Raw genomic sequence first — 25,150 nt, 5'->3', positions numbered from 1 at the left:
CCTCTAGTGACCCATGCCAAGGCCGCCGTCGACGGGGATGACGGCGCCGGTGATGTAGCCCGCCGCGTCACTGGCGAGGAAGGTCACCGTGCCGGCGATCTCCTCGGCCTTCGCCATGCGGCCGAGCGGGATGGACTTCTTGTACTCGGCCTGGGTGGCCTCGGGCAGCACGGCCGTCATGTCGGTGTCGACGAAGCCGGGCGCGACCACGTTGGCGGTGATGTTGCGGCTGCCGAGCTCGCGGGTGATCGAGCGGGCCATGCCGACCAGGCCGGCCTTGCTGGCCGCGTAGTTGACCTGGCCCGGGCTGCCGTAGAGGCCGACGACCGAGGAGATGAAGATGATCCGGCCCCAGCGCGCGCGGAGCATCTTGCTGGCGGCACGCTTGGCGCACCGGAAGGAGCCGGTGAGGTTGGTGTCGATGACGTCGGTGAACTGCTCCTCGGACATGCGCAGCAGCAGCGTGTCCTGGGTGATGCCGGCGTTGGCGACGAGCACCTCGACCGGGCCGAGCTCGTTCTCGACGGTGGTGAAGGCGGCGTCGACGGCGGCCGCGTCCGTGATGTCGCACTGCACGCCGAAAAGGCCGTCGGGGGCCCCGGAGCCGCGGTGCGTGATCGCCACCCGGTCGCCCTGTTTGGCGAACGCCTGCGCGATCGCCAATCCGATGCCCCGGTTTCCGCCGGTGACCAGCACGGTCCTCGCCACGATGCCGCCTTCCTAGTCAATGCGATGCAGTACGGAGATTAGGCGTTACCCACTGGTACCCGCCAACTCGCCGGTCGGCTGATGCCCGCCTTTGCGGGCCGCAGTACGATGGTGAGGTTTGCATGTCCGGTTGCTACCGGGCCCATTGCTGCCCGTCCGGCACGGCAGCTGCTCTCAGGAGGTGATCGCTGTGCGAAGTAGCGATCCCTCCAGTCGTGGCCGGAGTTCGTTCTAGCAATCTTGCTGGCAACCCTGCCACGGCTTTCGCGTGTCTGTTCTCCGATCCCCGAGACACACCCGTTGGGAGCACGTCGTGAGCCGCTTCATCGCGCCCGTTGGCTTTTTCCTGGTCGCAGTGTGGGTCGCCGCCCTGTTCTTCATGGTCGGCGCCCACTGATCACGGCTACGGCAGCCGCGAGCCCCACAGCAGACTCAGTCCGCCCGCCGCCAGGGCGAACAGGAAACCGATGCCCAGGTACCACTGGGTGACCTCGCGCGGCTTCGTCCGGTAGCCGATCGAGCTGCCCATGTCGGTGTAGACGCGCTTGAGCTCGTCCTTGCTGGCCGCCTCGTAGAAATAGCCCTTGGTGACCTCGGCGACCTTCTGCAGCGACGGCCGGTCGACCGGCACCCGCTGCGGGGTGTTGCCGATGCGCACCACGCCCTCGTCGGTGCCGAACGCGATCGTCGACACCGGCACGCTGGCCGCCGCGGCCGCCGCCGACGCGTCCTCCAGCGAGCGGCCGGCGGTGCGGAACCCGTCGGACAGCAGCACGATCCGGGCCGGCGGCGGTCCTGCCGCGCCGTCGGCGGGGACGGTGCGGATCGCGTCGAGGCTTGTGAACACCGCCTCGCCCGTCGCCGTCGACTCCTGCAGCGAGAGGCCGTCGATCGCCTGGAGGACGGAGTTGCGCTCCTTGGTCGGCGACACCAGCACGCTGGCGGTCTTCGCGAAGGACACCAGCCCGACGTTGAACGACGCGGGCAACTGCTTGACGAAGTCGGCCGCGGCCGACTTGGCGGCCTCGATTCGAGTGGGTTGTACGTCCGTCGCCTGCATCGACAGCGACACGTCGATGGCGAGCATGATGGTCGCCCGCTCCAGCGGCTCCTTGGTGTCGATCGACGGGCGGGCCATGCCGAAGCCGAGGATGACGAGGCTCAGCAGGAACGCCGCGGCACTGAAGTGCCGGCGCACGCCGATGCCCTTCGGCACCAGGCTGGAGAGCAGATCGACGTTGGTGAACCGCACCGCGAACGCGCGCCGGTGCAGCTGCCGCCAGATGTACACGCCGATGACGGCGGCCACCGGCACCAGGGACAGCAGCCACCACGGCGAGAGCAAACGGATCATCGGGTCGTTCCTCGAGTTCGGGCGTGCCGCTGTGCAGCGACGAACCGGACGATGTCGAGCAGCCAGTCGGAGTCGGTGCGCAGGCGCAGGTGGGACGCGTTGGCGCCGCGGATGGCCGAGGCGATCTCGGCGCGCTGCGCGGCGGCCGCGTGCGCATACCGGTGGCGCAGCTTGGCGTCGGCGGTCTGCACCTCGTGCATGCTCCCAGTCTCCGGGTCGACGAGGGCGATCACCCCGACGTTCGGCAACTCCAGCTCCCGCGGGTCGACGACCTCGACGGCGAGCAGGTCGTGCCGGACGCCCAGCTTGCGCAGCGGGCGGGCCCACTGGCTCACCGGCGTCATGAAGTCGGAGATCACGACGACCATGCCGCGCCGGCGCGGCGGGCGGTTGAGCATGTCGATGAGCGCGCCCAGGTCGGCCCGGCCGGGCCGGGGCGGGGTGAGCGCGATGGTGCGCAGCAGTCCCTGGGCGTCCTTGCGGCCGGGGCGGGCGGGCAGCCGGGTGAGCTCGCTCGCGGTCCCGACCACGGCGCCGATGCGGTTGCCGCCCCGCACGGTCAGGTGCGACACGGCGGCGGCCGCGGCGATCGCGAGGTCGCGCTTGAGGTACTTCGCCGTGCCGAAGTCCAGGCTCGCGCTCAGGTCGACGGCCAGCCACGTCTCCAGCTCACGGTCGGCCACCGTCTGCCGGACGTGCGGCAGCGTGGTGCGGGCCGTGACCGGCCAGTCCATGCGCCGCACGTCGTCGCCCGGCCGATACTCCCGGGACTCCCCCGCCTCGGTGCCCGGCCCCGGCAGCAGGCCCAGGTAGTCGCCCTGCAGGAGACCGTCGAGCTTGCGGGTGACGAGCAGCTGCATGCGGTTGAGCACGACCTCGGCACGGGCCGAGTCGAGCGCCACGGGACCGTGGACGTCGGCCATGGCCGTGCGCGGGTTGCCGCCCCGGCGCAGCTTGCCGAGGGCGGAGACGCCGTTGCTCAACGACCCGGCCATGTCGTGATGGTCGTGGTCTGCGGCGGAGGCGGACCGCCCGCCACGGCCTGCGCCTGCTGGCGCGGCGCGACGGTCGGCGGCGGCACGGCGGCCAGGACCCGCTGCACGATGTCGTCGGCCGGGATGTCGTCGGCGAGCGCGTCGTAGGAGAGCACGAGCCGGTGGCGCAGGATGTCGGGCGCGATGTCCTGCACGTCCTGCGGCAGCGCGTAGTCCCGCCCGCGCAGCAGGGCGAGCGCGCGGGACGCCCGCACGATGCCGAGCGAGGCACGGGGGCTCGCACCGTACTGGATGAACTGGGCGATGTCACCCAGGCCGTGCTCGGCGGGCGCGCGGGTCGCGACCACCAGACGCACCGCGTAGTCCACGAGCGCGTTGTGCACGAACACGTCGTCGGCCTTCGCCTGCAGCCCCATGAGCTCCTCGGTGCTGAGCACGGCGACGGGTTCCGGGGTCTTCACCGAGACGCGGTAGACGATCTCCCGCTCCTCGGCGTCGCTGGGATACCCCACCTGGATCTTCATCAGGAACCGGTCGCGCTGCGCCTCGGGCAGCGGGTAGACACCCTCCTGCTCGATCGGGTTCTGCGTCGCCATGACCAGGAACGGGCGGGGCACGTCGTAGCTCTCGCCGCCGATGGAGACCTGCTGCTCCGCCATGACCTCCAGCAGCGCCGACTGCACCTTGGCGGGCGCGCGGTTGATCTCGTCGGCGAGCAGGAAGTTGACGAACACCGGGCCGAGCTCGACGTCGAACTTCTCGCTGGACTGCCGGTAGATGCGGGTGCCGACGATGTCGGCGGGCACCAGGTCCGGGGTGAACTGGATGCGGGAGAACGTGCCGCCGACGACTCGCGCCAGGGTCTCCACGGCGAGGGTCTTGGCCACGCCCGGCACGCCCTCGAGAAGCACATGGCCGCGACTGAGCAACGAGACGAACATCCGCTCGATCATGCGGTCCTGGCCCACGATGACCCGCTTCACTTCGAAGAGGGCCCTCTCGAGCACGGTCGCGTCCTGTGCGGGTGTCGAGACAGGGCTGCTCGGCTGGGTCACCGGTCCTCCACGCGTTGGTTGTGTTCCGAGCCTAGCGTCGCACGCGCGGACGACCGCGGCGATCTGACGCTGCTGGGAGCCTACTGGGAGTTCGCCAAGGAGGGGATTGGACCTGTATTTCCGAAATGCGGCTATCGACCATGGCGATTTTTTCGCATCGGACAGCGCGGGTGACTGGACATCACCCGTATACGAGTGGGTACGATTCACCCCGTCGCCGGGCGGCTTCCCCCGTGGCCGCCCGGCGCTCATCCCCCCTCCGCGTTGCTGGCAGACTGGCCGCCGTGGATCCACTGATCTGCTCCGCCAAGGGCTGCCGTGCACCCGCGAAATGGCGGCTGTGCTGGAACAATCCGAAGCTGCACACGCCCGAGCGCCGCAAGGTCTGGCTGGCGTGCGACGAGCACAAGGCCTCGCTGAGCGACTTCCTCGCGCGGCGTGCCTTTTTGCGGGAGGTCGAAACGATCGACGGGGATACGCTCGAACCGTGACGACCGTTGCACCCGATCCGCTGCGCCCGTGGCCGGACACCGTGGCCTGGCGGCCGATCTCCCCGCGGTATTTCCTCGTGCGCCTGGCCGTCCTGGGCGCATGGATCCTCGTGCTCGTGCTCGCCTGCCTCGTCGCCGCGTTCGTCGTGTCGGCCTGGTTCCTCGCGGCCGCGCTGCTCGTCGTCGTCCTGGGCGCCGTCCGCGCGCTGTTCCTGCACCGCTCGCTGCGCGCCTGGGGTTACGCCGAGCGCGAGGAGGACCTGCTGGTCCGCCACGGGCTGCTGGTCCGCCGGCTGTCCATCGTGCCGTATGCGCGGATGCAGTTCGTCGACGTGACCGCCGGCCCGCTCGAGCGCGCCGTCGGCCTGGCCACCGTCACCCTGCACACCGCCGCGGCCGCCAGCGACGCCACCGTGCCCGGCCTCGACGCGCCCGAGGCCACCCGGCTGCGGGACCGCCTCGCCGCACTCGGTGAGATCCGCGAAGAGGGCCTGTGACGCTCGTCAACCGCCGGCGCCTGCATCCGCTGACCCCACTCGTCCGCGGCGCCAAGCTCGTCGCCGCCGCCGCGGTGATCATCTCCTGGCAGGGCCTGCGCGACCTCGGCCCGATCGGCTGGCTCGTCTCGATGGCCGTCATCCTCGTCCTCGCGGTGCTGGTGTCGGCGGTCATCTGGCTGGTCACCGGCTACGAGGTCGTCGGGCGTGAGCTGCGGGTCCACGAGGGCCTGCTCTCGCGCCGCACCCGGACCATCCCCCTGGAGCGGGTGCAGGCGATCGACATCGTCCGCCCGCTGCTGGCCCGCGTCTTCGGCCTCGCCGAGCTGCGGCTGGAGGTCATCGGCGCGGGCAAGACCGAGGCCCCGCTGGCGTACCTCACCGTCGCCGGCGCCACGGAGCTGCGCGGTCAGCTGCTCGGCCTGGCCACCGGCGTCCGGCCGGAGCCGGTGCCCACCGAGCGGCCGCTCTTCGCCGTCGACAACCGGCGCCTGCTCTTCGCCCAGATGCTCACCCCGCAGACGCTCACGGTCCCCGTCGGCGCCGCGTTCGTCATCTGGCAGGCCACGCTCGACCCGACGTGGACGGTCATCGGCGCGGCCAGCACGATCACCGCGTTCCTCGGCGTGTTCCAGGTGCCGGTGCGCCGGGTCCTCGACGAGTGGGACTTCCACATCGGCACCGACGCCGCCGCGCTGCGGCTGCAGCAGGGCCTGCTGAACAAGCGCAGCCAGACCGTGCCGCCGCGGCGGGTCCAGGGCCTCAAGATCACCTGGCCGCTGCTGTGGCGGGCGCCCGGTTGGGCGCGTGCCCGCATCGACGTCGCGGGTTACGGCGGCAACGGGGAGGAACAGCTGCGGGCCGGCACGCTCGTGCCCGTCGCCGCAGCCTCCGACACCGCTTCGGTCGCCGCGACGGTACTGGATGTGGCCGTCACCCTCCGCCTCGACGGCCCCGGGATCGACGCCACCGCACTGCCGGTGACCCGCCCGCCCCGGCGTGCCCGCTGGCTCGCCCCCTTGGCGTGGTCGAGGATCGGCGTGGCGGTCACCGACGACGTGGTGGCCGTCCGCGAGGGGGTCCTGACGCGGGAGCTGGTGGCGGTGTCACTGGCGCGGGTGCAGAGCGTGCGGGTGACGCAGGGCCCGTTGCAGCGCATGCTGGACGTGGCGACCGTGCACGTGGACACGGCGGGCGGCCTGCACGCGGTGGCCCGGCACCGGGACACCGCGGACGCGTACCGCCTGGCGGATGACCTGGCGGCACGTTCCCGGACGGCCCGCCGCCTGTTCGCGGCACGCGCCCACACCCCGGCGCCCCTGTCCGGCGGCGCCCCCTTCGGCGGCATTCCCGGCCTCACCGCCCCTGCCGGTGCCGGCCCCGCTCCGGGCTCGGCCTCAGCCGGCAGCGGTCCGGATGCCGGCGATCCGGGGCAGGGCGGTGCCGATCGGCTCGCGGATCACTCGATCGGCGACAGCGTCGTAGGGCGTGCCGGCAGCGTTGAGGATCACCACCCGGGCACCGTGGTTCCGGGCGACCTCGACCAGCCCGGCGGCCGGGTGGACGGTCAGTGACGTGCCCACGGTGACGAACAGCCGGCAGAACATCGCCGCCTCGGCCGCCGCCTCCAGCGTCGCCATGTTCATCGACTGACCGAACGAGATCGTCGCCGACTTCAGGATCCCGTCGCACTCCTCGCAGGCCGGGTCGGCCTCACCCCGCTCCACACGGTCGAGCGTGGCGCGCATCGGCCTGCGGGCGCCGCACGACAGACACTCGGTCTCGAAGATCGTCCCGTGCAGCTCGATGACCTTGGCCGGATCATTCCCGGCGCGCTGGTGCAACCCGTCGATGTTCTGGGTGATCACGGCGGTGAGGTTCCCGTCCCGCTCCATCCGGGCGAGAGCCTCGTGCGCCGGATTCGGCGTGGCCTCCCAGGCCGGGTGGTGCAGACGCTCCTGCCAGGACTGCCGCCGCACGTCGGGATCGGCCACGTAGTGGTCGATCGAGGACAGCTTCATGGCCTCCGGATTGCGGGTCCACACCCCGTTGGGCCCCCGGAAGTCGGGGATCCCGGAGTCGGTGGAGATCCCGGCACCGGTGAGCACGACAACGCCGCCCGCGGCGACCCAGCCGGCGACCTCGTCCAGGACCTCGATGTTCTCCACCGGTTCCGCCCCCTCTTGCCTGCTCACTCTTCCTCCTGCGCGGCTCGCTCTTCCCTCCTGCGCGGCCAATTATCGACGTGCGTCAGATTTTTCGGCCACGCGTTATCGGCTGTCGTTAGGCTGGACGTATGCAGCCGAACGAGCGCCCCACGGTCGATGCGGCTCCCTGGGTGGGCGCTGTCACCCGCACCGAGCTCACGGTCACCGACGCCGACACCGCGCAGGCGGTCGGCTCGGGTGACGTGCCGGTCCTCGGCACCCCGCGGGTGCTGGCACTGGCCGAGGCGGCGACCGTCGGCGCCACGGCGAGCCGGCTCCCACCCGGTTTCACCACCGTCGGCACCCGCATCGAGCTCGAGCACCGCGCCGCCACCCCGATCGGCGCCAAGGTGGTCGCCGAGGCCAGGCTGGCCAAGGCCGACGGCCGCAAGCTGGTCTTCGAGATCTCGGTCCGCGACGGCCACCAGGTCGTCGCCGAGGGCCGCGTCGAGCGTGTCATCGTCGAACGCCAGCGGTTCCTGAACAAGGCCCTGGAGGACCGCTCGTGACGGTGTTGCACGAGATCGCGTCCGGGGTCCACGTCCTGCGGCACAAGGTGCTCGACGTGACCGCGACGCTGATCGTCGGCGGCGAGTCGGCGCTGATCGTCGACACCCTCTCCACCGGCGCCCAGGCGAGTGACCTGCTCGCCGCGGTCCGCCGGATCACCGACCTGCCGCTGGCCGTGCTCAACACGCACCACCACTTCGACCACACGTTCGGCAACTTCGTCTTCGCCGGCGAGGGAGCGCCCATCTGGGGCCACGAGGAGACCGCGGTGCTGCTCGGCCCGCAGCACGGCCCCACGCTGTGCGCGCAGTGGCAGCGTTCGTACCCCGAGCTGGCCGACGAGCTGGCCGCCGTCGTCCTGACCCCGCCCGACCACACCATCCGCACCGAGGCCGTCGTCGACCTCGGCGGCCGCCCGGTGGAGCTGCGCCACTTCGGCCGCGGCCACTCGGCCGGCGACGTCGTGGCGTTGGTCCCGGACGCCGACGTCGCCGTGGTGGGCGACCTGATCGAGGAGAGCGGCCCGCCGCAGTTCGACGACGCCTACCCGCTCGAGTGGCCCGACACCGTAGCCGCCCTCCAGTCGCGGCTCACCCCGGCGACCAGCGTGGTCCCCGGCCACGGCAAGGTCGTCGACGCGTCGTTCGTCCGCGCCCAGCACGAGCAGCTCGCTGCGCTGGCCTGGCTCATCCGCGAGGGCGACCAGGACGGCGCCCCCGCCGAGCGGGTGGCCGCGAAGGCCCCGTTCCCGCAGGAGCTCTCCCTGCAGGCGGTCCGCCGCGGCTACATCCACCTGAACCAGCCCTGACGCCGAACTCCTCCACCGGCGCCCGCCCGACCCGGCCCACCGTGCGCCTCACCATGATCGTGGAGCGTTCTTGCCGTCCTGGAGCCTGTCGCGCAATTCGGATCCCTCGCGCGTCCACCCCGACAACCGCGCCGATCTTGGAGTTGTGGTCCTTGACAAACCCGGACAAATTCGGAGGTTCATGGCGCCACAACTCCAAGATCGGCGCGTAGTTGGGCCGCCAACGCTGTCCCAGCGAATTACGCAACAGGCTCCCTGGGTGCCAAATGCTCCACGATCATGGCCGCACCACGCACTCCACACGCCGGCAACGGCGCGGGCGGCCGCGCCAGCCCCCGGACCGGAGCGCGCGGATGACCTGCACGGCGACGACGCAGGGCGCGGCCACGTCGCTCCAGCCGTACCGCAAGGTCCTGATCCCCGCCGCTGCCGCCTCGTTGTCACGCTGCCGGTCCTCGGACCGCCGCTCCTCAGGGTGGCACGTCGGTGGCTCACGCCGGGACGGCGTCGATGTCGCGGTCGAAGTTGCGGTGGGCGGCGAGCGCTTTCGTGAACTCCGTGGCGAAGTCGGGCGTCCATTCGTCGTACGCGATCAGGGCCGGATCCGCCGGGGCGGTCGTCAGCGGGATCTGGGCGCGTTGGAGGAGCCCCAGGCCGGTGCCGAAGGCGCCGACCGCCTTGCCGTGCTTGAACGCCTCGGCGGCGTAGTTCACCGCGAGGCCGTCCATGGCGAGGTCGGGCGCGCCGTCGGGGACGACGATCGCGTCGTACAGCACCGACGACATCGTCTGCATCGCGCGGGTCACCTCCATGGGCAGCCCGTCGGACGTGGTGATCGTGCCGTCGACCGGTGCCAGCAGTTCGACGATCGCACCGCGCTCCGTCAGCGTGTCGCGCAGTGAGGTCACGATGCGGGCGTCAACGCCGTCGCCGACGAGGACGGCGATCTTGCGGCTGAGCACCGACTCGCGCTGCGAGTTGGCCTGGGACAGCGCGGGTGAGCTGCGGCCGTGGTTGTCGATGGACTTCACCGGCTCCTCGACGCCGATGCCGAGCGCGACGGCGATCGCCAGGTCGTGGTCGACGCGGTTGAGATGCTCGACGAGCCGCACGCGGATCGGCATCGACTCGACCTTGCCGAGCTCGAACCGGTAGGCCGCGATGATGTGCTCCTTCTCCCAGGAAGACATGCTGTTCCAGAACAGGGTCGCCTGGCTGTAGTGGTCGGCGAAGGTCTCGCTGCGCTTGCGCTCCTTCGGCCCGTCGACGTGCTCGGGGTAGTGCACGAACCCGGCCGGGCCGGCTGGGGTCGGCTGGTCGCCGCCGAGCGAGTTCGGGAAGTAGTTCGCCCGGCCGACCGGCACCTCGTGCTGCTGGAAGCCGTCTTGCTGGTGATTGCGGATCGGGGCGATCGCGCGGTTGATCGGCAGCTGGAAGAAGTTGGCGCCGCCGAACCGGTTGAGCTGTGTGTCGAGGTAGGAGAACAGCCGGGCCTGCAGCAGGGGGTCGTCGGTGAAGTCGATCCCTGGCACCACGTTGCCGACGCAGAACGCCACCTGCTCCGTCTCGGCGAAGAAGTTGTCCGGGTTGCGGTTCAACGTGAGCCGGCCGACCGGCGTCACGGGCACCAGTTCCTCCGGGATGATCTTCGTGGGGTCGAGGATGTCGATGTCCTCGAACTCGAAGGCCCGATTCTCGGGAATGAGTTGCAGCCCGAGCTCCCACGACGGGAACTGACCGCTGTTGATCGCCTCCCAGAGATCCCTGCGGTTGTAGTCGGGATCCTTGCCGGCGATCTTCTGTGCCTCGTCCCAGACCAGGGAGTGGGTGCCGAGCACTGGTGTCCAGTGAAACTTCACGAACGTGCTGCGTCCCTGGCCGTTGACCAGCCGGAACGTGTGCACGCCGAAGCCCTGCATCATGCGGAAGCTGCGGGGGATGGCCCGGTCGGACATGAGCCAGATGACGTGGTGCATCGTCTCGGGTTGCAGCGTGACGAAGTCCCAGAACGAGTCGTGCGCGGAGGCGGCCTGCGGCATCTCGTTCTGCGGCTCCGGCTTCAGCGCGTGCACCAGGTCGGGGAACTTGATGCCGTCCTGGATGAAGAACACCGGCATGTTGTTGCCGACGAGGTCGAAGTTGCCCTGCCGGGTGTAGAACTTCGTGGCGAACCCGCGCACGTCCCGCGGCGTGTCGCTGGATCCGCGGGATCCCTGGACGGTCGAGAAGCGCACGAACACCGGCGTCTCGGCGTCAGGGTCGGTCAGGAAGTCGGCGGTGGTGTATTCGTCGAGCGGCTCGTAGACCTTGAACACACCGTGCGCGCCGGTTCCCCGTGCATGCACGACACGCTCCGGTATGCGCTCGTGGTCGAAGCGCATGATCTTCTCGCGCAGGTGGAAGTCCTCGAGCAGGCTGGGACCTCGAGCACCGGCCCGGAGCGAGTTGTCGGTGTCCTGGACCGGGATCCCCTGATCGGTGGTCAGCACACCTTCGTTGAACGGTCTGCGATTGACGGAGAGCTGCCGGTCTTTGGTGGTCATGGCTTCCGGGCTACCACATTTGGCCTGTTTTACACGCTTTTCTGAAGATCCGACCCCTCCCCGCCGAGGCGTCTGGCGACCTCACGCAGCGCGGTGATCAGGTCACGCCCGCTCATCGCGACCCCCGGGGAGACGATGTGCTGCACCACCACTCCGGTGAGCAGCGCCTGATACAGCCCTCCGACGATGCGGGCCAGCTCGGGCTCCTCGTCGGCGTCGATGCCGTGGAACAGCTCCGCGAGACCGAACTGCGCCTCGTCCTGCGCCTCGTTCCACTGCAACGCGCGCTCGGGGTGATGACCGATCTGCGTGACCAGCTCGAACTGCGTGGTCCACAGCGGCCGGTTGGCGGTGACGGAGTCGATCACCCGCGTCCACACGGCGACGAACCGCTCGGCCGGCGGGAGTGCCGCGTCGCGCTCGTCGTTGAGCGCCAGGTCCAGCTCCTCCCCCCAGTTCTCCATCGCCCGGATGAGCGCGGCGTTGAGCAGCGCCTCGGTGGTGCCGAAGTGGTATCCGATCGCGGCCAGGCTCACGCCCGCGGCCGTGGCGATGTCGCGTGCGGTGGTGTGCGCGAAGCCCTTCTCGTAGAGGCATTGCAGCGCGCCTTCGAGGAGCTTGTCCCGGTTGCCCATGACACTGATCGTACCGTCTCACACATACGTCTTGCAAAAACGTCTAAGAACTCCGTACAGTCTTTCCCATCCACCCCGACCCCTCGGAGGACGTCATGTTCGTCGTCGCGCCCGTCGCCATCGCCGCTGCCGCCGTCGTCGCACCGCTGGCCTACCGCGCCGCCCGCAAGCACCGCCGCGCCCTCGATGCGCGCATCAACACCCCCGACGCCGTGGTCGAGGGGCGTTACGTCACGATCGGCGGCACGCAGCAGTGGCTGCAGATCCGCGGCGAGGACCGGGCCAACCCGGTGCTGCTCGTCGTCCACGGCGGCCCCGGCTCGCCCTATTCCGTGTTCACCCCGGTCCTGCGCGAGTGGGAGAAGCACTTCACCGTCGTGCACTGGGACCGGCGCGGTGCCGGGCGCACTCTGCGCCACAACGGCTGGCCGCCGGCCGAGGAGCTGACCTTCGAGCGGATGGTGGACGACGGCATCGAGGTCGCCGAATACCTGCGCCGCCACCTGCGGAAGGACAAGCTGATCCTGATGGCGGGCTCGATGGGCACCATCGTCGGGCTACCGATGGCGCAACGACGCCCGGACCTGTTCAGCGCATACGTGGGGACCGACTTCTACGTCGACATGGTCGCCAACGAGCGGCAGGCGCGGCTCGACACCCTGGCACGGCTGCGTGCCGCGGGCAACCACAAGGGGGTCGCGGCGCTGGAGGCGCTCGACGAGGACCCGCGCAACTGGGACGTCACGGCGTGGGGCCGGCGGATGCAGTGGACCATGGGCACCGACCCCACCACGCCCAACGGCGTGTTCAAGCTGCTCTTCCCGCTGCTGCTGACCAAGCCGGACTATTCGCTGCTCGACGTCATGGCCTGGCTGAAGGGCTTCGGCAAGGTGCGCGACGCGATGTTCGAGCAGTTCATGCGCTTCGACGCGCGGGCGCTCGGCTCCAGATTCGAGATCCCGTTCCACCTGTTCCAGGGCGCTCAGGACGTGGTGACCCTCACGGATCCCGCGGTGTCGTACTTCGACGAGGTCGAGGCACCGCAGAAGTCCCTCGTGCTGATCGAGGGTGCCAGCCATTTCGCGGCCTTCACCCAGCCGCAGCGGTTCCTGGCCGCCCTGCGCACCGTCGCCGCCTGACCCGCCACCGGCAGCACTGCCGGGAGCCGGTCAGGCCGGGCCCACCGACAGGACGCGCACGGCGGCGGCGCCCAGCGCGTCCGACTCCGCCAGGTCCACCTCGGCGACGATCGCCCAGTCGCGGTCGCCCGCCGGGTCGTCGAAGATCTGGCGGACCTGCCAGCGGTCCGACTTCTGGTCGATGACCAGCAGCGCCGGGCCGCGAGCGTCCGGGCCGACACCCAGACTGTCGTACTCCTCGAAGTAGTCCTCGATCGCGTCCCGCCAGGCATCGGAGGTGAACCTGTGCTCGCCGTCCAGCTCGCCGAGCTCGTCGTAGCGGCGCAGCGCCGCCAGTTCCACCCGGCGGAAGAGCGCGTTGCGCACCAGCACGCGGAAGGCCCGCAGGTTGCGGGTGACCGCCGGCGGGCGGTCGTCGACCACGACGGGCTTCTCGTCGGTGGGGTTGCGCAGCCGCTCCCACTCGTCGATGAGGCTGGAGTCGACCTGACGGACCAGCTCACCCAGCCACTCGATGATGTCGGTGAGTTCGTCGGTGCGCGCGTCCTCGGGCACCGTCTGGCGCAGCGCCTTGAACGCGTCGGCGAGGTAGCGCAGGACGAGCCCCTCGGAGCGGGAGAGGCTGTAGAAGCTGACGTATTCGACGAACGTCATCGCCCGCTCGTACATGTCGCGGACCACCGACTTGGGCGACAGCTGGTAGTCGGCGACCCACGGGTGGCCCTGCTTGTAGAGGTGGTAGGCGTTGTCGAGCAGGTCCGCGAGCGGCTTCGGGTGGGTCACCGAGTCGAGCAGTTCGAGCCGCTCCTCGTATTCGATGCCGTCCGCCTTCATCGCCGCGACGGCCTCGCCGCGCGCCTTGAACTGCTGCGCCGACAGCACCTGCCGCGGATCGTCCAGTGTGGACTCGATGACCGACAGCACGTCGAGGGCATAGGCCGGCGCCTCGCGGTCGAGCAGCTCGATCGCGGCCAGCGCGAAGGGCGACAGCGGCTGGTTGAGCGCGAAGTCCATCTGCAGGTCGACGGTGAGCCGCACACGGCGGCCCTCCTCGTCCGGCTCGTCGAGCTGCTCCACGACGCCGCCGGCGAGCAATGCCCGGTAGATGGCGATGGCCCGGCGGATCAGCCGGCGCTGGGCGTGGGCGTCCTCGTGGTTCTCGGTGAGCAGGTGGCGCATCGCCTGAAACGCGTCGCCCGGGCGGCTGATCACGTTGAGGAGCATCGCGTGCGACACCTGGAAGCTCGACTTCAGCGGCTCGGGCTCCGCCTCGACCAGCCGTTCGAACGTGGGACGGCCCCAGCCGATCGACCCCTCCGGCGGCTTCTTGCGCACCACCTTGCGCCGCTTCTTCGGGTCGTCGCCCGCCTTCGCCAGTGCGCGCTCGTTGTCGATGACGTGCTCCGGCGCCTGCACGACGACGGTGCCGATCGTGTCGAACCCGGCGCGACCGGCCCGGCCGGCGATCTGGTGGAACTCCCGCGCCTGGAGCAGCCGGGTCTTCTGCCCGTCGAACTTCGACAGGGCCGTGAAGAGGACCGTGCGGATCGGCACGTTGATGCCGACGCCCAGGGTGTCGGTCCCGCAGATCACCTTGAGCAGCCCGGCCTGCGCGAGGGTCTCCACGAGCCGGCGATACTTCGGCAGCATCCCGGCGTGGTGAACGCCGATGCCGTGGCGGACGAGCCGCGACAGCGTCTTGCCGAAGCCCGCGGTGAAGCGGAAGTTGCCGATCGTCTCGGCGATCATGTCCTTCTCGGCCCGCGTCGAGACGTTGATGCTCATAAGCGCCTGGGCGCGTTCGAGTGCCGCGGCCTGCGTGAAGTGCACGATGTAGACGGGCGCCTGCCTGGTGCTCAGCAGTTCCTCGATCGTCTCGTGCAGCGGGTCCAGCGAATAGGTGAACATGAGCGGCACGGGGCGCTCGGCGTTCTTCACCACGGCGGTCGGCCGGCCGGTGCGGCGGGTCAGGTCGTCCTCGAAGCGGGTGACGTCGCCCAGGGTCGCCGACATGAGCACGAATTGCGCCTGCCGCAGCTCGATCAGCGGCACCTGCCACGCCCAGCCGCGGTCGGGGTCGGCATAGAAGTGAAACTCGTCCATGACGACGATGCCGACGTCGGCCTGGTCGCCGTCGCGCAGCGCGATGTTGGCGAGGATCTCGGCCGTGCAGCAGATGATCGGGGCGTCCGCGTTGACGCTGGCGTCACCGGTGAGCATGCCGACGTGCTCCGCGCCGAACATGTCGACGAGCGCGAAGAACTTCTCGGAGACGAGCGCCTTGATCGGGGCGGTGTAGAAGGTGGTGCGGTCGGTCGCGAGCGCGGCGAAGTGCGCACCCGTGGCGACGAGGCTCTTGCCGGAGCCGGTGGGCGTGTTGAGGATGACGTTCGCGCCCGAGACGATCTCGATGAGCGACTCTTCCTGGTGGGGATAGAGGCTCAGGCCCTGTTCCTTGGCCCACTCGGCGAAGGCGTCGAAGACGGCGTCCGGATCCCCGCCGCGCGGGACACGGCTCGCGAGGCCGGTCACGCCGGCTCCCCCGCCGCGATCCGGACCCGGTTGCCGTCTTGCTCCTGGGCCGCGGCGTCCCCGGTGCGCTGCGGACCGCTGCGGACGTACATCAGGTCGAAGGACGGACGGCCCTCGCGCTGCGCACGCTGCTCGAACTTCGTGAGCGGGCGGTGCTCGGGGCGCGGTGCGAAGCCGTCGTGGAGGTTCCTGAGGCCCGGGTCGGCGTCGAGGGTCTCGCGCATCGACTCGGCGTATCCGGCGTCGTCGGTGGCGCAGTGCAGCACGCCGCCGATCCGAAGACGGTCGCGCAGGAGTGCCACATGGCCCGGCTGGATGAGGCGGCGCTTGTGGTGGCGGGCCTTCGGCCAGGGATCGGGGAAGAAGATGTGCACGGCGTCGAGGCTTTCGAGAGGGATGTCATGGCGGAGGAGTTCGAGCGCGTCGACGCTGACCACGCGGAGGTTGTTCAGGCCGTGCTGCTCGATGAGCGCCAGCAGGTTGGCCACGCCGGGGGTGTGGATCTCGACGGCGAGGTAACGGCGGGCCGGGTCGGCGGCGGCCATCGCCAGCGTGGCCTCTCCCATGCCGGACCCGATCTCCAGCACGTCGACCGGCTCACCGGACACGAAGCCGAACCGGTCGCTCAGACGGTCCAGCGCGTCGAAATGCCGACCACTGAGCCGCCCCCGGCGCGGGTGATATGTCCGGATGGGCTTGCGCGGGCGGTCGACGGTAGTCACGGGTCACCAACCTTACCTGGCGGTTACACACCGGCACCACGTTGCCCACGCCCGGATCGACGGACGGCTCCGTGGACGCACGCCGGCGCGGCTGCCGAGCGGTGCGCGCCGGGCTCACCGGCGCAGGCCGTCCTGGGCCGCCTGGACGAGGGCCATCAGGTCCTCGGTCGGGCGGTCCGGCCGCCACACCAGACCGAAGGTCAGCCGCAGCCCCGGGTCGACCAGCGGCACGAACCGGACGTCGGGACGGCGGACGGTCTCCACCACGAGCTGCGGCACGGGCAGCGCGCCCCGGCCGGCCGCGACCAGGTCGATCGCGGCGAGCGGATCGTCGACCGCCTCCGGCGCGAGCCGCACCCCGGCGTCCAGCGCGTCCGAACTTCGCGGAAGGGCGTCCGGGCTTCGCGGAAGGGCGTCCGGGCTTCGCGGAAGGGCGTCCGAGCTTCGCGGAACGGCGTCCGCCTGCCGCGTGGCCGGACGCCGGCCCGCCACCGGCGAGGGCTGCAGGCCGCGGGGCACCAGCAGCGGGCCGGCCTGGGCGAGCCACACGCGGGCCGCCGTGGCCAGCCGGTCGGCCGCCGCCACGGCGAGATGCGTGACCGGCACGTGGAAGCGGGCGGCACTGGCGTGGCCGGGTGGAAACGGGATGCTCATCAGCGCCGCCGAGGACAGCCCGTGGGTCAGCTCGTGGGTCGCGGCCTGCCAGCCCGCGGGGCGGAGCTCCACGTCGACCGGCGGCTTGCGGGCGGCCAGGCGGCGGGCCACCCGCGCGGCGAAGCCGCCGACGAGCGGCGCATAAGCCAGGCGAATGCCCGGCGCGGCAGGCACCGCCAGGCGGGCGGCCTCCGCGGTGAACGCGGCCGCCTGGTCGAGGACGGCCTCGGCATACGGGAGGAGGCCGCGGCCGGCGTCGGTGAGCGCCACCTCGCGGCTGGTGCGGAGGAACAGGCGAAGGCCCAGCGTGCGTTCCAGGCGGGCGACGGCCTGGCTCACCGCGGGCTGGGACATGCCCAGCTCAGCGGCGGCCCGGGAAAACGACAGATGGCGTGCCACCAGGGCGAAGCAGCCGATGTCGCGCAGTGGCGGGCCGTCGACCATGCACCGAGTATCGGGTACCGCGGCGGCTATTGGTGCTGCTTATCGATCGGGCGGGGAATGGAGCGGAGCACTCACGATGCGCAGCGTGTCTGATGACTTTCCTGTTTCGACCGTGCTCGGATACCCGCGGATCGGGCCGGACCGTGAGCTGAAACGCGCCTTGGAGGCGTACTGGGACGGCCGGGCCGGCCGCGACCACCTCGAGCGCGTCGGCCGGCAACTGCGGGCCGACACCTGGCAGCGCCTCGCGGAGCTGGGGCTCGAAGGGCTGCCGTCGAACACGTTCTCGTTCTACGACCAGGTGCTCGACACAGCGGTGCTCGTCGACGCGGTGCCGGACCGGTACCGGGAATGCGCGGACCCGTACTTCGCCATGGCACGTGGTGCCGACGGGGTCGCGCCGCTACGCATGACGAAGTGGTTCGACACCAACTACCACTACCTGGTGCCGGAGATCGGGCCGAAGACGCGGTTCCGGGCGGTGGCCGACAAGCCGCTCGCCGAGCTGCGGGAGGCCCGCGAGCTGGGACACGAGACCCGGCCGGTGCTCGTCGGGCCGGTGACGTTCCTCCGGCTGGCACAGGCGGCGCCGGGCAGCCCCGACGGGTTCACGCCGGTCGACCGGCTCGACGACCTCCTCGACGTATACGTGCGGCTGCTGTCGGTCCTCGCCGGCGAGGGGGTCGGCTGGGTGCAGCTCGACGAGCCGATCCTGGTGACCGACGGCGGGTCGCCCGCGGTCCGGCACGCGTACCGGCGGCTGGCGGGCCACCCGCGGCGGCCGAAGCTGCTCGTGGCGTCGTACTTCGGCGACATCGCGGACGCGTTGCCGGCCCTCGCGGTGACGTCGGTGGAGGCGGTCGCGCTGGACCTGACGCACGGTGTGCCGGAGGGTGTCGAACTCCTGCGGGGCAGGACGGTCGTCGCCGGGGTCGTGTCCGGGCGGGAGGTGTGGCGGACCGACCTCGACCGGGCCCGGTCGCTGATGGCGGCGGCCGGCGCGACCCGGGTGAGCAGCTCGTGCTCGTTGCTGCACGTGCCGTATTCGCTGCGGGGCGAGGACATCCTTCCGGGCCGGCTCGCGTTCGCGGAGGAGAAGGTCGCCGAGATCGTCGCGCTCGCCGAGCTCGGTCCTAAGGCCACACCCGTCGCGGCGGTCACCGGCGCCGGGTCGCGGCGGGGATCGGACACCGGCGTGCAGGAGCGCAGCGCCTACGCCGTCCGGGCGGCGGCCCAGCGTGACCTCAACCTCCCCGTCCTGCCGGTCACGACCATCGGCTCCTTTCCGCAGACGGCCGAGGTGCGGGCCGCGCGGCAGGCGTTCGCGGCCGGGCGGAGCAGCCGCGAGGAGTACGAGTCGCTGATCGAGCGGGAGATCGGGCGCGCTGTTGCGCTGCAGGAGCGGCTGGGGATCGACGTGCTCGTGCACGGCGAGCCGGAGCGCAACGACATGGTGCAGTACTTCGCCGAGCACCTCGACGGCTTCGCGGTCACCCGCAACGGCTGGGTGCAGTCGTACGGGTCGCGCTGCACCCGGCCGCCGATCCTGCACGGCGACGTCCGCCGCCCGGCGCCGATCACGGTGCGCTGGGCGACGTACGCGCAGTCGCTCACCGGCAGGCCGGTGAAGGGCATGCTCACCGGCCCGGTGACGATCGTCGCCTGGAGCTTCGTCCGCGCCGACCTGCCGCTGCGTGACGTGACGATGCAGGTCGCCGACGCCGTGCGCGAGGAGGTGCGGGACCTGGAAGCGGCCGGCATCCGGGTGATCCAGGTGGACGAGCCGGCCCTGCGCGAGCTGTTGCCGCTGCGGAAGGGAGACCAGGACGAGTACCTCGCATGGGCCGTCGCCGCGTACCGCCGCGCGACGGGCGGGGCCGGCGACTCGACGCAGATCCACACCCACTTGTGCTACAGCAACGCGGCCGAGGTCCTGGCCGCGATCGACGCGCTGGACGCCGACGTCACCAGCATCGAGTCGGCGCGGTCGGGCACCGGCGTGCCCGGGTTCGGGCGCGGGCTGGGGCCGGGTGTCTACGACATCCACTCCCCACGGATCCCGGGCCAGGCCGAGATCACCGCCCGGCTGCAGCGCGCGCTGCGCAACATCCCGGCGGAGCGGCTCTGGGTGAACCCGGACTGCGGCCTGAAGACGAGAACGTACGAGCAGGTGGAGGAGGCGCTGACCAACGTCGTGGCGGCGGCCGGGGCGGTCCGGGCGAGCACGGAGGACCCCGGCGACCGGTGACCGGCTCAGGCCGGCGGCGCGGCCCGCAGGACCGAGGCGAGGACGCGGGAACGACGCGGGAACAACGACGCGGGAACATGGCCACCGCGAACCGGCAATGGGCGCAGAACGGGCGGCCGGGAACCGTAGGGTGGAGGGATGTCGTATCCGCCACCTCGATACTTCGGTGAGACCGGGGAACTGAACGCCACCTACCGGCCGGTCGGCGCGGCGCCCGAGTGGACGTACGCGAACGGGAACACCGTGCATTACCTTGCCACCGGGGCCACCACGAACGGACAGTTCGGGCTCTACCGGTGGGAGATGGGGCCGCAGCCCAGCGGGCCCGACGCGCACTTCCACCGGTCGATCTCCGAGTCGTTCTACATCCTGAAGGGGTCGGTGCGCATCTTCGACGGCAAGCGGTGGATCGACACCGAGCCCGGCGACTTCGTCCACGTTCCGGAGGGCGGCATCCACGCCTTCCGCAACGAGTCGGGCGAGCCGGCCTCGATGCTGTTGCACTTCGCGCCCGGTGCGCCGCGCGAGGCGTACTTCGAAGGGCTGCCCGAGCTCGGGAAGATGACCGACGAGGAACGTGCCGCCTTCATGCTCGAGCACGACACGTTCTGGATCTGAGCACCCCGGCTACGACGTCACCGGCTGGCCGGTCAGCCTCGCGTACTCCTCCCGGGTCCCGATGGCCGGCCGGCGGTCGGGGTGCTCGACGTAGTGCTCGACCACCGAGCCCAGGAAGACCGGCTCGACAGCCAGCAGCTCCAGCGGGATCAGCAGCCAGCCGGGCTCAGGGTGGCCCGGGCGGCGGATGCTCAGTGCCAACTTCGGGCTGCGCACCGTCAGCGGAAGCGGGGCGGCCGGCACGCGGACCAGGTCGTCCCAGGCGACCTTGCGCCGGCCGCCGGCCCGGATCGCCAGGCCGGACGGGCTGACGACGATCCGGGGGCCGCGCAGGAGCGGGATCGCGGCGGCGGCGATGAAGAGCCCGGCGCCGGTGTTGACGGCGATGCGCACGCCCAGCGGCAGGGACGGGTCGCTCTCGAGGAACAGGGTGCCGAGCAGCGCCCACCCCATGGAGAGCCGGCCCAGCCACACCGGCGAGCCCGGCACGACAAACGCGTCGCCCCGGATGCGCAGCGCCGACGGCAACGGCTGGTACACCGGCCGGAAGGCGATGCCGAACACGATGAACGCGGCGCTCAGCAGAACGATCGGGGCGATCAGCAGCGTGACCACCAGCCAGACCGGGGTGCGCTGCGGGGTGACGCCGAACTCGTAGGCGACGCGCAGCGCGACGAGCACCAAGGCGACCGCCGCAGCCGTCACCTTGCTCGTCAGCACATAGCGGTCCAGCCGTCCGGGCGTCACACCGCCAAGTCTACGAACCGTGCGCGCAACTCGGCGAGCGTCGGCATCGACACGGCGCCCCCGCGCGACTCACACACCAGGCCCGCGACGTGCACCGCGACCCGGGTGAGCACGGCCCAGCTGCCGAGGTCGCCCGGCAGGCCGCGGGCGAGGATGCCCCACGACAGCCCGGCCATCGTGGCGTCGCCGGCCCCGGTGGCGTCGACCGCGGTGATCGGCGGCGCCGGCACCCGTACCCTCCCCGATCGGCACGCCACGAGCGCGCCGGACGCGCCGGTCGTCACGACGACCGCCCCGGCGCCGAGGTCGAGGAGCCGGCCGGCGGCGGCCTCCGGGGACTCGCCCCACAGCGCCGTGGCGTCGGCGGACGACAGCTTGACCAGGTCGGCGGTGGCGGCGAACTCGGCCACGACCTCCGGGTTGAGCCCGACGACCGGCCGGACGTTGGGGTCGAAGACGCGGACCGGGCCGGGCACCGCCCACGCGCGCCGGGCCGCGGCGAGCACCGGCGGGGCGAGCAGGCACATCGAGCCGCAGTAGAGCAGCCCCGCGCCGGCGACCAGGTCGGCGTCGACGAACGGGGCGTCGAAGAGGCCGTACGACGGCGGGTCGCCGTAGAAGCGGAACGTCGGCTCGTGTCCCTCGAACGTGGTGACGGCCAGGGTCGTGGCGGCACCGGGAACGGTCACGGTGCCGCCGGTGCCGACGCCCGCGTCGGTGAGGAACCTCAGCAGGCGGGGCCCCCAGGGGTCGTCGCCGAACGAACCGAGGAACTCGCTGCGCACGCCGAGCCGGGCGATGCCCACGGCGACGTTGAACGGGGCACCCCCGACGGCGGGCCGGTAGATCACCGAGTCGCCGGCCGGCTCTTCCAGCAGATCGACCAACGCCTCACCGAGCACCACCGCATAACCCGCCATGCGCCCTCCGCTTAGCTCCGGCCACCCGGCCCCGGACCGAGTCCACGGTGACCGGTCACAGGGCCAGTATCACGGCGCCAGCCGCTGCTTGGCCAGCCAGAGCTCCCTGGCGAGTTCCCCCGGGCCGATCTCCGGCGCCCTGCCCTCGCGCACCAGTGACGTCGCGCCGTCGGCGCCCTTCACCGCGTACCAGCACTGGTCCGGTTCGAGCACCTCGGCGCCCTCGGCCGCGGGCGGCACCGACCGGGCGGTGAAGATCAGCTGCGCGCGGGCCGAGTTGAGGTCGCGGTCACGCAGCAGCCGGAGCGCCTCCGTCAGCAGGACGGGGTGCAGGATCGCGTCGAGGTCGTCGATGAGCAGCACGCCGCCGTGGTCCAGCGCGTGGAGCAGCTCGACGAGCAGGTCGAGCCAGGCGAGGGTGCCGTCGGACTCGACGTACGCGCCGAGCGGCTGCGGCCCGCACCGGCCCTCATGCATGAGCCGTAGCGTCGAGGTGCTGGTGTCGACGCCCGAGATGCCCAGGTCGGCCCGGGTCAGCAGCAGCGTCAGCTGGTCGCTCCAGCGGGCGGCGAGCCGGTCGAGGTCGGCGACGAGCCGGGAGCCGGCCGCGAGCCGGACCTGGCGCAGGCCGCCGAGCCACTGTGCGATCGGCGCCAGCCACGGATGCTCGGCGTCGGCGCCGAACCCGAGCAGGGTCGTCTCCGGGTCGACGGCGGCGGCGAGCCGGTCGAGGCCCGCCTCGGGCAGGCAGCGGGTCGTGTGGCGGTCGCGCTCGAACCACACCCGCCGGCGGTCCCGCCCGTGCGCTTGGAGCCATTCGCCGGCGATTTCGCCCGACTTGTACGCGCAACCGTACACATACCGGATGCCGTCGAGGACAAACTCCACCTCGAACCGCGTCGGCAGCAGTCGCGCGGCGGGATCGAGGTGAAACGGCTCGAACCGGCGGGTGGCCTCCCGGGCGTCGCTGCCGGCTGTGGCCAGCGCGCGCAGTGTGCCGAGGGCGCGCAGCACCGTCGACTTGCCGCTCGCGTTCGCCCCGAAGACGCCGACCAGCGGCGACACCCGGACCGCGCCGCCGTGCGCGAACTGCACCGGGAAGCCGCCGTGCGGTGACCGGGTGTCCGCCAGGAGCGTCGTCAGCTCCTGGACGTCACGGACCGAGCGGTAGTTCTGGAGGCGGAACTTGAGCAGCATTGCCGCTCACGGTAGGTGGATTTCCTCCGGGTATTGCCCGGCTTGACCGGCCTCACCAGTGAAATAACCCGGCCCGGGGAAGGCGCCCGAGGCGTTGAAACCACCGTTCGACCCGCCCGAACCGCTGCTGAGACCGCCGTCGAACCAGCCGCCCGCACCGGGGCCGGGCCCTGGAGCGCTCGGGACGCCCGGCTTCAGCGTGCCGGTGACGAACACGGCGTGCCACACGCAGAAGACGAGCACCGTCCAGAGCTTGCGCGAGTGGTCGGCCTCCTTCTTGCGGTGCGCCCTGAGCAGGCCGCGGACCACGTCGAGGTCGAGCAGTTCGCCGGCGCCGGAGGTGTCGAGCAGGCCGTGCGCCCAGTCGTACATCTCCCCCCGCAGCCACGGCCGGATCGGCACCGGGAAGCCGAGCTTCTTGCGATGGACGATCGCCTCCGGCACGATCCCGGCGAGGGCGCGGCGCAGCGCCGCCTTGGTCTCCTGGGAGCGCGGCGGCACCTTCAGCTCGGTCGGCAGGACGGAGGCGGCCTCGAAGACGGCCCGGTCCAGGAACGGCGTGCGCAGCTGGAGCGAGTGGGCCATCGTCATCCGGTCGGCCTTGACCAGGATGTCGCCACGCAGCCAGGTGTAGAGGTCGATGTACTGCATCGTGGTGACGTCGTCGAGGGCGCTGGCCTCCTTGAAGACCGGCGCGGTGACGTCGGTGTGCCGGATGTCGGCCGCGTAGTGGCGCAGCAGCGCCGCCTTCTCCTCGTCGGTGAAGATGCGCGCGTTGCCGTAGTAGCGCTCCTCGATGGGCGTGGTGCCCCGCTCCAGGAAGCTTTTGCCCTTCATGCCCTGCGGGATGACCCGCGAGACGGCGCGCAGCCCGCGGCGCATCGAGTCGGGCAGGTGACTGACGGTCGACAGCGACAGCGGCTCGCGGTAGATCGGGTAGCCGCCGAACAGCTCGTCGGCGCCGTCTCCGCCGAGGACCACGGTGACGTCCCGGCTGGCCCGCTGCGCGAGGAAGTACAGCGGCACCAGCGCCGGGTCGGCGACCGGGTCGTCGAGATGCCAGACGATGCGCGGCAGGGCCTGCATGAAGTCGGCGGCGCTGACGACCGTCGAGGTGATCGGCACGCCGAGTGTCCGCGCCGACTGCTCGGCGACGGCGATCTCGGAGTACTGCTCGACCTCGTAGCCGACGGTGTAGGTGCGCAGGTTCGGGTCGACCTCGGCGGCGAGGGCGACGATCGCGGTCGAGTCGATGCCGCTGGACAGGAACGCACCGACCGGCGCGTCGGCCCTCAGGTGGGTGTGGACGCTGTCCCGCAGCGCGACGGTGATCCGCTGGATGAGGGCGTCCTCGTCGGCGGCCGCCGCGGGCCGGAAGTCGAGCTGGCTGTACCGCCGGTTGGCCAGCGGTCCGCCCGGCGTGTAGACGAACGACTCCCCGGCGCCCAGTCGCCGCACGTCGGGGTGCATGGTGGCCGGCTCCGGCACGTACTGCATCGTCAGGTAGTGCTGGAGGTTCGCCGTGTCGACGGCCGTCCGGTCGGCGACGAACGGCAGGAGGGCCTTCTTCTCGCTGGCCAGGTAGACGCCGTCGGCCGTGGCCAGCTGGTAGAGCGGCTTGATGCCGTAGGGGTCGCGGGCGCCGAACGCACGACGGGCCGAGCTGTCCCAGATGACAAAGGCGAACATGCCGCGCAGCCGGTTGACCGCGCTCGGGCCCCAGTGGTGGTAGGCGGCGAGGATCACCTCGGCCTCGGATCCGGAGGCGAAGTCGGCGCCGCGCTCCTCGACGAGCTCTTCGCGCAGCTCACCGGCGTTGTGGACGGCGCCGTCGAGAACGATGACGTAGCGGCCGGCGGTGACGCCGGCCGGCGGGTAGGTCACCGGCTGGCGACCACCCGTGAGATCGGTCACGACGAGGCGGTTGACGGCGAACACGACGTCGTCGGTGGCGACCACCCGGTGCTCGTCGGGGCCGCGGTGGCGCATCAGCTCGAGCGCGTCGGCGATCTGATCCCGGTGCGCCGACGCGTTGCCCCGCGCGCTGACGAACGTGAGCAGTCCCGCCATAGCCTGCATCCTCGCACGCGGTACGGTCGCAGGTGGAGTGCGAATTCCCGTGATGC

General features: G+C 71.3%; 20 protein-coding genes and 2 pseudogenes. 8 read left to right on the top strand and 14 right to left on the bottom strand.

The window, feature by feature from the left end:
• Window positions 1-3: 3 nt before the first annotated feature.
• The 4 genes from fabG to Dfulv_RS09925 all read right to left on the bottom strand — a co-directional run bounded on the left by fabG (window position 4) and on the right by Dfulv_RS09925 (window position 4,175).
• Window positions 4-708: a 3-oxoacyl-[acyl-carrier-protein] reductase gene (fabG, locus tag Dfulv_RS09940; protein WP_259862389.1), complete on the bottom strand. Its 705-nt coding sequence runs from the start codon at window positions 706-708 to the stop codon at window positions 4-6.
• Window positions 709-1,111: 403 nt separating this feature from the next.
• Complete coding sequence (locus tag Dfulv_RS09935; RefSeq protein ID WP_259862388.1) at window positions 1,112-2,062, bottom strand: VWA domain-containing protein; 951 nt, start codon at window positions 2,060-2,062, stop codon at window positions 1,112-1,114.
• Window positions 2,059-2,985, bottom strand: coding sequence for a DUF58 domain-containing protein (locus Dfulv_RS09930; protein ID WP_259867579.1), 927 nt, complete (start codon window positions 2,983-2,985; stop codon window positions 2,059-2,061). The genes Dfulv_RS09935 and Dfulv_RS09930 overlap by 4 nt, the downstream gene beginning before the upstream one ends.
• Before the next feature lie 56 nt (window positions 2,986-3,041).
• Complete coding sequence (locus Dfulv_RS09925) at window positions 3,042-4,175, bottom strand: AAA family ATPase (protein ID WP_406568010.1); 1,134 nt, start codon at window positions 4,173-4,175, stop codon at window positions 3,042-3,044.
• Between the two features lie 221 nt (window positions 4,176-4,396).
• Between Dfulv_RS09925 and Dfulv_RS09920 the strand changes: the two genes are divergently transcribed.
• The 3 genes and pseudogenes from Dfulv_RS09920 to Dfulv_RS09910 all read left to right on the top strand — a co-directional run.
• The gene (locus Dfulv_RS09920) at window positions 4,397-4,603 is read left to right on the top strand and encodes an acetone carboxylase (protein ID WP_259862386.1); all 207 of its coding nucleotides are present in this window, start codon (window positions 4,397-4,399) and stop codon (window positions 4,601-4,603) included.
• Complete coding sequence (locus Dfulv_RS09915; protein ID WP_259862385.1) at window positions 4,600-5,100, top strand: PH domain-containing protein; 501 nt, start codon at window positions 4,600-4,602, stop codon at window positions 5,098-5,100. Before Dfulv_RS09920 ends, Dfulv_RS09915 begins: the two co-directional genes overlap by 4 nt.
• Window positions 5,101-5,231: 131 nt before the next feature.
• Window positions 5,232-6,293, top strand: a pseudogene (locus tag Dfulv_RS09910) (PH domain-containing protein); the annotation flags it as partial.
• Between the two features lie 204 nt (window positions 6,294-6,497).
• Here the strand turns inward: Dfulv_RS09910 and Dfulv_RS09905 are convergent.
• Window positions 6,498-7,295: an SIR2 family NAD-dependent protein deacylase gene (locus Dfulv_RS09905; RefSeq protein WP_259862384.1), complete on the bottom strand. Its 798-nt coding sequence runs from the start codon at window positions 7,293-7,295 to the stop codon at window positions 6,498-6,500.
• 101 nt (window positions 7,296-7,396) lie between these two features.
• Here Dfulv_RS09905 and Dfulv_RS09900 point away from each other — a divergent pair, with 101 nt between their 5' ends.
• Together Dfulv_RS09900 and Dfulv_RS09895 are read left to right on the top strand one after the other, a co-directional pair.
• Window positions 7,397-7,816 (top strand): thioesterase family protein, encoded by a 420-nt coding sequence (locus tag Dfulv_RS09900; protein ID WP_259862382.1) that lies wholly within the window; start codon window positions 7,397-7,399, stop codon window positions 7,814-7,816.
• Entirely contained in the window at window positions 7,813-8,625 is an 813-nt protein-coding gene (locus Dfulv_RS09895) for an MBL fold metallo-hydrolase (protein WP_259862380.1), read from the top strand. The genes Dfulv_RS09900 and Dfulv_RS09895 overlap by 4 nt, the downstream gene beginning before the upstream one ends.
• 491 nt (window positions 8,626-9,116) lie before the next feature.
• On the opposite strand, the gene Dfulv_RS09890 is transcribed toward Dfulv_RS09895, so the two are convergent.
• Both Dfulv_RS09890 and Dfulv_RS09885 read right to left on the bottom strand, forming a co-directional pair.
• Window positions 9,117-11,168, bottom strand: coding sequence for a catalase (locus Dfulv_RS09890; RefSeq protein WP_259862379.1), 2,052 nt, complete (start codon window positions 11,166-11,168; stop codon window positions 9,117-9,119).
• Between the two features lie 29 nt (window positions 11,169-11,197).
• Window positions 11,198-11,803, bottom strand: coding sequence for a TetR/AcrR family transcriptional regulator (locus Dfulv_RS09885; RefSeq protein ID WP_259862378.1), 606 nt, complete (start codon window positions 11,801-11,803; stop codon window positions 11,198-11,200).
• A 95-nt stretch (window positions 11,804-11,898) separates the two neighbouring features.
• On the opposite strand from Dfulv_RS09885, the gene Dfulv_RS09880 reads away from it, so the two are divergent.
• The gene (locus Dfulv_RS09880; RefSeq protein WP_259862377.1) at window positions 11,899-12,942 is read left to right on the top strand and encodes an alpha/beta fold hydrolase; all 1,044 of its coding nucleotides are present in this window, start codon (window positions 11,899-11,901) and stop codon (window positions 12,940-12,942) included.
• A 30-nt stretch (window positions 12,943-12,972) separates the two neighbouring features.
• On the opposite strand, the gene Dfulv_RS09875 is transcribed toward Dfulv_RS09880, so the two are convergent.
• The 3 genes and pseudogenes from Dfulv_RS09875 to Dfulv_RS09865 form a co-directional block, all read right to left on the bottom strand.
• A complete protein-coding gene (locus Dfulv_RS09875) occupies window positions 12,973-15,474 on the bottom strand; it encodes a DEAD/DEAH box helicase (protein WP_259862376.1) in 2,502 nt (833 codons plus the stop codon).
• Window positions 15,475-15,554: 80 nt separating this feature from the next.
• Window positions 15,555-16,196 (bottom strand): annotated as a pseudogene (trmB, locus tag Dfulv_RS09870) (tRNA (guanosine(46)-N7)-methyltransferase TrmB); the annotation flags it as partial.
• A gap of 114 nt (window positions 16,197-16,310) precedes the next feature.
• Complete coding sequence (locus Dfulv_RS09865) at window positions 16,311-17,294, bottom strand: LysR family transcriptional regulator (RefSeq protein ID WP_259862374.1); 984 nt, start codon at window positions 17,292-17,294, stop codon at window positions 16,311-16,313.
• Window positions 17,295-17,379: 85 nt separating this feature from the next.
• Between Dfulv_RS09865 and metE the strand changes: the two genes are divergently transcribed.
• Both metE and Dfulv_RS09855 read left to right on the top strand, forming a co-directional pair.
• The gene (metE, locus tag Dfulv_RS09860) at window positions 17,380-19,542 is read left to right on the top strand and encodes a 5-methyltetrahydropteroyltriglutamate--homocysteine S-methyltransferase (RefSeq protein WP_259862372.1); all 2,163 of its coding nucleotides are present in this window, start codon (window positions 17,380-17,382) and stop codon (window positions 19,540-19,542) included.
• Between the two features lie 138 nt (window positions 19,543-19,680).
• Window positions 19,681-20,160: a cupin domain-containing protein gene (locus Dfulv_RS09855; protein WP_259862371.1), complete on the top strand. Its 480-nt coding sequence runs from the start codon at window positions 19,681-19,683 to the stop codon at window positions 20,158-20,160.
• Window positions 20,161-20,169: 9 nt separating this feature from the next.
• Here Dfulv_RS09855 and Dfulv_RS09850 read toward each other — a convergent pair whose 3' ends face one another.
• The 4 genes from Dfulv_RS09850 to asnB all read right to left on the bottom strand — a co-directional run bounded on the left by Dfulv_RS09850 (window position 20,170) and on the right by asnB (window position 25,094).
• Complete coding sequence (locus tag Dfulv_RS09850) at window positions 20,170-20,907, bottom strand: hypothetical protein (protein WP_259862370.1); 738 nt, start codon at window positions 20,905-20,907, stop codon at window positions 20,170-20,172.
• A complete protein-coding gene (locus tag Dfulv_RS09845) occupies window positions 20,904-21,827 on the bottom strand; it encodes a PfkB family carbohydrate kinase (protein WP_259862369.1) in 924 nt (307 codons plus the stop codon). Before Dfulv_RS09845 ends, Dfulv_RS09850 begins: the two co-directional genes overlap by 4 nt.
• Before the next feature lie 69 nt (window positions 21,828-21,896).
• Window positions 21,897-23,024, bottom strand: a complete 1,128-nt coding sequence (locus tag Dfulv_RS09840; RefSeq protein WP_259862368.1) for an AAA family ATPase — start codon at window positions 23,022-23,024, stop codon at window positions 21,897-21,899.
• Window positions 23,025-23,030: 6 nt separating this feature from the next.
• Window positions 23,031-25,094 (bottom strand): asparagine synthase (glutamine-hydrolyzing), encoded by a 2,064-nt coding sequence (asnB, locus tag Dfulv_RS09835; RefSeq protein ID WP_259862367.1) that lies wholly within the window; start codon window positions 25,092-25,094, stop codon window positions 23,031-23,033.
• Window positions 25,095-25,150: the final 56 nt, after the last annotated feature.

Origin of the sequence: Dactylosporangium fulvum, from assembly GCF_025137375.1 — a bacterium.
Taxonomy (GTDB): domain Bacteria; phylum Actinomycetota; class Actinomycetes; order Mycobacteriales; family Micromonosporaceae; genus Dactylosporangium; species Dactylosporangium fulvum.
This window is presented reverse-complemented; position numbering and strand designations above follow the sequence as displayed.

What these genes read in the sequence shown, in the direction of transcription:
- Dfulv_RS09935 (WP_259862388.1), bottom strand. Translation starts at nt 2,062, where the DNA reads ATGATCCGTTTGCTCTCGCCGTGGTGGCTGCTGTCCCTGGTGCCGGTG.
- Dfulv_RS09930 (WP_259867579.1), bottom strand. Translation starts at nt 2,985, where the DNA reads ATGGCCGACGTCCACGGTCCCGTGGCGCTCGACTCGGCCCGTGCCGAG.
- Dfulv_RS09900 (WP_259862382.1), top strand. Translation starts at nt 7,397, where the DNA reads ATGCAGCCGAACGAGCGCCCCACGGTCGATGCGGCTCCCTGGGTGGGC.
- Dfulv_RS09890 (WP_259862379.1), bottom strand. Translation starts at nt 11,168, where the DNA reads ATGACCACCAAAGACCGGCAGCTCTCCGTCAATCGCAGACCGTTCAAC.
- Dfulv_RS09885 (WP_259862378.1), bottom strand. Translation starts at nt 11,803, where the DNA reads ATGGGCAACCGGGACAAGCTCCTCGAAGGCGCGCTGCAATGCCTCTAC.
- Dfulv_RS09880 (WP_259862377.1), top strand. Translation starts at nt 11,899, where the DNA reads ATGTTCGTCGTCGCGCCCGTCGCCATCGCCGCTGCCGCCGTCGTCGCA.
- Dfulv_RS09865 (WP_259862374.1), bottom strand. Translation starts at nt 17,294, where the DNA reads ATGGTCGACGGCCCGCCACTGCGCGACATCGGCTGCTTCGCCCTGGTG.
- Dfulv_RS09855 (WP_259862371.1), top strand. Translation starts at nt 19,681, where the DNA reads ATGTCGTATCCGCCACCTCGATACTTCGGTGAGACCGGGGAACTGAAC.
- Dfulv_RS09845 (WP_259862369.1), bottom strand. Translation starts at nt 21,827, where the DNA reads ATGGCGGGTTATGCGGTGGTGCTCGGTGAGGCGTTGGTCGATCTGCTG.
- Dfulv_RS09840 (WP_259862368.1), bottom strand. Translation starts at nt 23,024, where the DNA reads ATGCTGCTCAAGTTCCGCCTCCAGAACTACCGCTCGGTCCGTGACGTC.
- asnB (WP_259862367.1), bottom strand. Translation starts at nt 25,094, where the DNA reads ATGGCGGGACTGCTCACGTTCGTCAGCGCGCGGGGCAACGCGTCGGCG.